Annotated in this window: 7 protein-coding genes; 1 reads left to right on the forward strand and 6 read right to left on the reverse strand. The window is 69.6% G+C overall.

Translation table 11 applies throughout. The features are described 5' to 3' along the window. Positions 1-144: 144 nt before the first annotated feature. Positions 145-645, forward strand: coding sequence for a DUF1579 domain-containing protein (locus D7X55_RS32265; protein WP_121725069.1), 501 nt, complete (start codon positions 145-147; stop codon positions 643-645). A 50-nt stretch (positions 646-695) separates the two neighbouring features. On the opposite strand, the gene D7X55_RS32270 is transcribed toward D7X55_RS32265, so the two are convergent. The 6 genes from D7X55_RS32270 to D7X55_RS32295 form a co-directional block, all read right to left on the reverse strand. Further along, a complete protein-coding gene (locus D7X55_RS32270; RefSeq protein WP_158626453.1) occupies positions 696-2429 on the reverse strand; it encodes a PA14 domain-containing protein in 1734 nt (577 codons plus the stop codon). A 503-nt stretch (positions 2430-2932) separates the two neighbouring features. Beyond that, the gene (locus D7X55_RS32275; protein ID WP_233610205.1) at positions 2933-3937 is read right to left on the reverse strand and encodes a hypothetical protein; all 1005 of its coding nucleotides are present in this window, start codon (positions 3935-3937) and stop codon (positions 2933-2935) included. Between the two features lie 196 nt (positions 3938-4133). After that, positions 4134-4706, reverse strand: a complete 573-nt coding sequence (locus D7X55_RS32280; RefSeq protein WP_120551691.1) for a bifunctional 2-polyprenyl-6-hydroxyphenol methylase/3-demethylubiquinol 3-O-methyltransferase UbiG — start codon at positions 4704-4706, stop codon at positions 4134-4136. A 10-nt stretch (positions 4707-4716) separates the two neighbouring features. Then, positions 4717-5532, reverse strand: a complete 816-nt coding sequence (locus tag D7X55_RS32285) for an isocitrate lyase/phosphoenolpyruvate mutase family protein (protein WP_121725067.1) — start codon at positions 5530-5532, stop codon at positions 4717-4719. A gap of 25 nt (positions 5533-5557) precedes the next feature. Next, positions 5558-6079: a methylated-DNA--[protein]-cysteine S-methyltransferase gene (ogt, locus tag D7X55_RS32290; protein WP_233610206.1), complete on the reverse strand. Its 522-nt coding sequence runs from the start codon at positions 6077-6079 to the stop codon at positions 5558-5560. Continuing rightward, positions 6072-7268, reverse strand: a 1197-nt coding sequence (locus D7X55_RS32295; RefSeq protein WP_121725068.1) for a DNA-3-methyladenine glycosylase 2, incomplete at its 5' end; no start/stop codon positions are given. The genes D7X55_RS32295 and ogt, both read right to left, overlap by 8 nt.

The following is a 7268-nucleotide window of genomic DNA, read 5'->3' on the forward strand; positions in this document are numbered from 1 at the left end:
GGCATAGGCGGGGCTGGTGGGCAAGGAGGGCTCCTGAAAAGGGAAACGAAACAGGCGCCAATGTAATGACGCGGGAGGACGGCCGCGGGGGGAATGCATGAAGGTGTGGACCTGCCTGGTGAGCGTCCGGGAGACTCCGCGCCCATGAGCCAGGAACGTCTCCAGCAATCCCTGTCCGCCGGTCCCCATCAGCTCCTCTCCCGCCTGGTCGGCACCTGGGAGGGCGTGGCGCGCACGTGGTTCCAGCCCGACAAGGTGGAGGACGAGTCGCCCAGCTCCGGCACCTTCCGGAGCGTGCTGGACGGCCGCTTCGTGGTCTACGAGTACACGTCCGCCTTTGGCGGCAAGCCGCTGTCCGGCATCGCGACGCTGGGTCACCACCTGGACGGGAAGCAGTTCACCATGTCGTGGGTGGACACCTTCCACGTGGGCACGGACATCATGTCGCTGCAGGGAGAGGCCGGAGTGAACGACCGCATCTCCGTCACTGGCAGCTACTCCACCGGTGAGCAGACGCCCCGCTGGGGCTGGCGCGTGGACGTCGAGCTGAAGGGCCCGGATGCGCTGGTCATCACGCACTTCAACATCGAGCCCGGTGCGGCGCCGCAGAAGGCCATCGAGCTTCAGTACAAGCGCCGGAGCTGAAGGGAGGCCTGGCGAGGATGGCCCGCTTGCCATCCTCGCCAGACGTTGCGTCAGGGGGCGCAGACGATGACCGAGTCGACTTCCAGGTCATCCGGGTCATAGGTCGCCGCGGCGTCCGGCCCGATGTGCCAGGTGTCATCCGGCTGCACGGCGAAGTCGATGTAGGGCCGCCATCCGTCGGCGAGCGCCGTGCGGAACGCCTCGTCGGTCACCTTCCCGTTGAAGCCGGCGGTCTGGTGGTTCACGGTCCGCAGGAGGATGCGCGAGGCCCCCAGGCCGTCACGGTAGTAGTACCGGGCGACCGCCGGCACCGCGGTGGCGTCCCACTCGACCTCCCAGACGTGGAAGGCGGTCACCAGATTGGCGAAGGGGCCCACTTCGTTGCCCGAGGTGTGGATCATCGGGCTAGAGCCCAGGTGCGTGGTGATCGAGAACTTGTTGGGATTGTTGACCGTGCCCTTGGGGCTGTCCCACCAGGTCTCGATGAGATCAAGCTCGCCATAGCGTGCATCGCCGAAGCTGTTGCGGGCCCAGAGAGCAGGGAACGTGCCCGGCATGGGCGCCGGAATCCTGGCGTGGAAGGCCATCACTCCCTTGCCCGGAGCGAAGGTGTTGTTTGCCTTCAGCCACGCGCCCGAATAGTAGTTCGTCCCCGTGCACTTCGCAGGGTGCTCCGGCGTGATGTTGGGATACGGGTCCTCGCAGTGACGCTTGGAGGAGACCTTCAACCTGCCGTCCTCCACCTTCACGTTGGCTCGGAGCATCTTGGTGAGCTGCGTGAACGTGCCGTTGGTGGGGCTGTTGTTGCCCTGGACGATGTTCCACTTCGAGGTGTCGAGCGCGGTGCCGTCGAAGTCGTCGCGGAAGAGTTCGCGGCTGAAGCCCGTGGGGCAGGCCAGCACCGTGACCGGAGGCGGAGTGCTCACGGGCCCCGGGAAGAGGTTCTCCTTGGGGATGACACCCTTCGGCGTCGAGGGGGATGACCACGCGAGCTTGATCACGGAGCTGCCCGTGTTCTCGTAGTACTCGAGCACGAGGTCGTAGGACTCGCCGGCCTGGAGGGCGAGGGTCCCGGAGTTCTCGACAGCGCCGTGGTGGGTCCAGTTGTCGATGATGCGCGTGCCGTTGACCGTCAGGCGAACGCCATCGTCGCTGGTCGTATAGAAGGTATAGGTCTCCGTGTGGTCCGCGCTGACCTTGCCCGTCCAGCGCGCGCTGAAGCCATCCGCGTTGACGCCAGAGAGGGGCGCGCCCGCTCCCCAGTTGAAATCAACGGTGGGGTCGACGCGGTTCACCGGGAGGCCGGTGAGGTCGATGCTGTTGAAGTACTGCCCCTGGAGCCCGGTGCCGCGGCGGCTGGTGACGTCCAGCCAGATGATGGAGGACACCAGCGAGCCGGCTGCCGCGCTGTTCTCGAAGATGAGTTCGGTGCGGAGCTGCCGGGCATCCACGACATCCAGGTTGGCGAAGGTATCGCTGAAGTTCGCAGGAGAGGGGGTGAGCGCGTGGACGGGACCGGTGGCGAGCAAGGTCGCGCCGTCGTAGAGCTTCACGAGGAGCGAGCCGGCACCGCCGTTGATTGCCCACCCGTCGTAGTTCACGACGACCGTCGAGGCGCCGCCCGGCTTCGCGGTGTCCTGATATCCCAACGTCAGGGTCGATGACACCCGCCCGGGGGCGCTGCGCGCGAACGTGCCGCCGCGATCGCTCGCCGCGAAGGACACTCCGTCATCCATCAGGCCGTGGATGGGCGTGCTTCCGCCCCCCGCCCAGATGCCACTCATGGCGACGTCGCTGCTGGGAGACGCGCTCGACGAGACGAGCTCCGACGAAGCCCGACCCGCTTCGAGGGTGTCACCCTCCTCGGGAGCGGGGCCCTCGCAGGCCGCGAGGAGGGAGAGGGAGAAAACGGAGAGGGCCCGGAGGGGAAACATCGCTCTGCTCATGAAAGGCACCTTGATCAGTGACGGAGTCAAGAACTCCGACCATACCGAATCTTCCTGTGAAAACCAGGATTTCCTGTCGATGCTGTATCACTGTATCAAGGGCGGTCGCGGGCCCGCCGAAGTCGCGAGTCGGCCTGTGGTGATCACCTCATCGCCAACAACGCGACGCTCGCGGCGGACCAGGCCAACTGGGAGACCCGCTTCGGCTACCTCACCGCCACGCACCCCGTCATCGCCACCGAGTGGAACGCCAACAGCGAGAACTGCAAGCGTCTTTTCCGGTACGGTCAGGCCTGCCCGCGAAACACGGGCAGGCCCTTGCGACTCCCACCGCGGGCCCGCTACAGCAGACTGGCCAGCCAGGTGAGCTGCGCGTCAATCGTCTCTGAAATGGCGAGCGGCTGATCCGACGTGCGCGGCTCGGTGTACGGATTGCCAATCTCCTTGTGCTCCCACTTCACCCAGGTCTGCTTGTACCAGCCCCAGTCCAGGTCGGTGCCCTTCGAGGGAGGCGTGGTGCCCGCGTACCCGGAGAAGGCGCGGATGCCGGTGGCCGGCGCGACCTCCTGGCCTCCCACCACCTGATACAGGTGCAGCCGCGCGCGGCGGGGGAACTCGGCGGACAGGTGGGTGGCCCACGCGCCGTAGAACGTGCCCGAGGGGCGCACGGGGTTGTTCACCTTGGTGTCGAACGTGCCCAGCTCGCCCTGGCTGTGCTTGCACACACCATCCAGCGAGGACACGTAGAGGGTGATGCCATCCAGCGCCGTGTTGGCGCGGAGCGCCTGGGCCATTCGCATCACCAGACACCCGCCCCGGGAGCTTCCCGCCAGGTAGATGGACCGCGTCTCGGGCCGGATCTGGGCCTGGAGCCAGTGGACGAACCCGTTGACGATGCGCTGCTTCGTGTCGCTGTCGAGCAGGTGGTCGAAGTTGTTGTCGTTGACCACGGACAGGTGCGTCTTCCCCGCCGGGAACCAGCCCAGGGCATTGAGCTTCATGGCCAGGGAGCGGCCATCCAGGACCACGTTGGGGCAGGAGACGCCGTCACAGGACGCGTCCCAGTTGGAGGACTGGCCCGTCACGCCGCTGGAATGCCCGCTGCTTGAGATCTTCTGCCCGGCGGTCATGAAGACGATGGCCTCGCGCACGCTCGGGGCCTCCACCTGGGCGATGCGGATGGCGTGCAGCGTGCTGTCGGGGGCACCGGCCGCGCGGAACTGCTCGAAGCCCGGCGCCGCCTGGTAGCCACCGGAGGCGTTCTTGTAGACGACGCGCCGTGACACCACCGTCCGGCTGCTCCCGTTGGGATAGGCCAGCGCCTGGGATTGTGAGTCCAGGGTCACCTGGGGCTCCCCGGTCGAGTCCTCCGGCCCTGGCGGAGCACAGCCCGTGAGAGTGCCAACCAGCGCCAGGGCAACGCCTGCCCAGAGAGAGATGCGACGAGGGATACCCGAGCTGTGGGCCATGGACTGATCCTGGATTCTGGAGGGAGCTGCGCGGAGCGCAGCGAGGACCATGTCACTACTGCGGCCGTCCCGCCTACGGCACCTGCTGGAGCTTCTGAGCCACCACGCGCGCCTCGTGACGTCCGGCGTCCGTCCAGTCCTCGGTGAGTGAGAGGGATTGGAGGCCCTGGAGCAGGGTGGGCAGCTCCCCCTCCTCCAGGAGGAAGCGCGCGGACGGGTGCGGATGGCGTTGCAGGTTTCGCCGGGTGGGCTGGGCGAAGACGAACAGCCCGCCCGGTGCGAGCAGCCGTGGCACGGCGGCGAGGAGCGGCCGCCAGAGGTAGTTCAAGCACACGACCACGTCGAACGGCCCCGGCGGCGGCGCGTCCGTCTCCAGGTCCAGGCGCAGGCGCGTGAGGGACACGCCCGCGTCTCGTGCCAGGCCTTCCGCCTGCGCCAGCGCCACGTCGGAGAGGTCCACCAGGGTCACGTCCAGCCCGCGCTGCGCAAGCCAGCATGCGTCGTGGCCCGCGCCTCCGGCCAGGTCCAGCGCCCGGCCCGTGGAGGGCAGTTGGTCCGCGAGTGAGCGGAGGAAGCTGGAGGCCTCCCTGGACGCGGAGGCCTGCTGGTGCTTGTCGTTCCAGCGCTGGCGATCCTCCTGGGACATGGCGCGGCTCCTACTTCCGGGTCATCAGCCCGTTGAGGGACGGATAGCTGGCGGCGGCTTCGAAGAGGCTCGCGGAGTGTCCCTCGCGGAGGAACGTGGAGGCGAGCGCCCCGGCCCGGCCCCAGATGGACTCCGAGATGGCGGAGCCTGCGCTGAGCCGCCGCACGCCCAGCCGCTGGAGCTCCGCCGGAGCGGGCAGGTCCTGCCGCGCGAGCACGTTCACGGGCAGCGAGGTGCCCCGGGTGAGGGCCTGGATCTCCGCCGCGTCCGTGACACCCGCGGCGAAGAGGCCATCCGCGCCCGCCTGCTGGTAGCGGGCGGCACGGGCCAGGGTCTCCTCCACGCGGCGCTCGGGCGGCACCAGCTTGCGCAGGTACACGTCCGTGCGCGCGTTGACGAAGACGTCGATGCCCAGGCGCGCACCGGCCTGCTTCACGCGCTCAATCTTCGCGGCGAGCAGCTCCGGAGGACCGCTGCCGTCCTCCAGGTTGCAGCCCACGGCGCCCTCGGACAGGAGGCGGGCCACGTTCTCCGCGGCGGTGGCCGGGTCGTCGGAGTAGCCCGCTTCGGCGTCCACGGTGAGGGGGACCTGGATGGCGCGCGCGATGGTGCGCACGGTGTGGACGAGCGCGTCCACGGGCAGCGCGTTGCCGTCCGGGTAGCCCAGGGCCCACGCGATGCCGGCGCTGGTGGTGGCGATGGCCTTCGCGCCCAGGCTCTCGAAGAGGCGGGCACTGCCGGCATCCCAGACATTCGGGAGCATGAGCAGGTCAGGGCCCTGGTGCAGCGCGCGGAAGGTGGGGGCGGTGTCGGGACGGGCGGTCATGCGTGGGAACTCCGGTGAGAGGGATTCAGGCGTGCGTCTGCTCATGATTGAGCAGCCAGCGTTTGCGTTCCAGGCCTCCGGCATAGCCGGTGAGAGAGGCATTGGCACCGACGACGCGGTGGCACGGAACGACGATGCTGATGGGATTCGCGCCATTGGCCAGGCCCACGGCGCGGATGGCCCTGGGACGTCCGATGCGATGGGCGAGCTGGCCATACGTGGTCGTCGTTCCCGCCGGAATCTCCCGGAGGGCGCGCCAGACCTCGCGCTGGAAGGGCGTGCCGCCGGTCTCCACGGGAAGCGCGGAGATGGCGCTCAGGTCCCCGCGCAGATAGGCCTGGAGCGCGGACGTGCGGCCGGACGGGTCGCGCGCGGACTCCAGGACGCAGCCGTTCTCGCCGTAGTGCAGGCGCAGGAGCCGGTGCATGCGGGCCTCGTAGCCCTCCCAGTCCAGCGCGCGCAGGCGGCCCTCTTCATCGCAGACGAGGAGCGCCACGCCGGCGGGAGTGGGCGTGGAATCCATGAAGAAGCGCGGACGGTCAGGCATGGGTGTTCCGGTGGGAGGGAGTGAGGGCCGCCAGGGTCCAGAGGTGCTGGGCGGCGTAGGCGCGCCACGGGCTCCAGGCTTCGGCGCGACGCAGGAGCGCTTCGGGCGTGGGGCGTGGGCCTCCGCCTTCCGTCGCGGCGCGAAGCAGGGCGACGTCGGAGGCGGGAAAGGCATCCGTCTCCCGCACGGCGCGGAGGGCGATGTACTGGGCGGTCCATTCGCCAATGCCGGGCAGCCGCGTGAAGCGGGCGACGGTGTCCGAGAGCGACGGTCCGGGCTGGAACAGCGAGGGATCCGCCACGGCCGCCGCGGCGAGCTGGGAGAGCGCCCGGGCGCGAGCGGCCGGCATGCCCATGCCCGTGAGGTCCGCCGAAGCCAGGACCTCGGGGCGGGGGAAGGCGCGCTGGAGCCGGACATCACCGGTGATCGCCGGGTCCAGGTCTTCTCCATGCGTGGCGAGGAGCCGCTGTCCCAGCTGTCGCGCGGCGGTGGTGCTCACCTGCTGGCCCAGGATGGCGCGAACGGCCAGCTCGAACCCGTCCCAGCCCCCGGGTGCGCGAAGGCCGGGGCGCGCGGCGAGCAGGGGCGCGAGCAGGGCGTCCGTGGACAGGTGCGCGCGGATGGCCTCCACGTCCGCGCCCACGTCGAAGACGCGCCGGACCTGGGCGACGACGGCGGGCAGCATCCTCACGTCGCTGACGCGCAGGGTGGCACGCAGGGCGTCGAGCCCCGGAGCCGGCGACACTTCCACGGCTCCCCGGCCCCAGGCGTTCGTGAAGGTGCGCAGGTAGCGCCCGGGCTCCACGTGCTCCATGCCGGTGAGCGCGCGGGCGGACAGCCAGGCCTCCATCGCGGCCCAGTCATACGGCGGCCGGTAGGGGATGAGCAGCGTCACCTCGGGGACGGCGGACGTCGCGGGTGCGGTGCGGGTGCGGCGGAGGACGCCGGGGGGACGGCCATAGAGCGACCGGAAGACGGCGTTGAAGCGCCGGACGCTGCCGAAGCCGGACGCGAGGGCGACCTCGGCCATGGACAGGGAGGTCTCGTGGATGAGCTGCCGGGCGAAGAGCACGCGGCGCGTCTGCGCGACCGCCACCGGGGAGGCCCCCAGGTGCTGCTGGAACAGCCGCCGCAGCTGCCGGTCCCCCACGCCGAGCCGGTCCGCCAGCACCTCGACGCTGGCCTCGTC

The sequence above is a fragment of the Corallococcus sp. AB049A genome (assembly GCF_003668885.1).
GTDB lineage: Bacteria > Myxococcota > Myxococcia > Myxococcales > Myxococcaceae > Corallococcus > Corallococcus interemptor.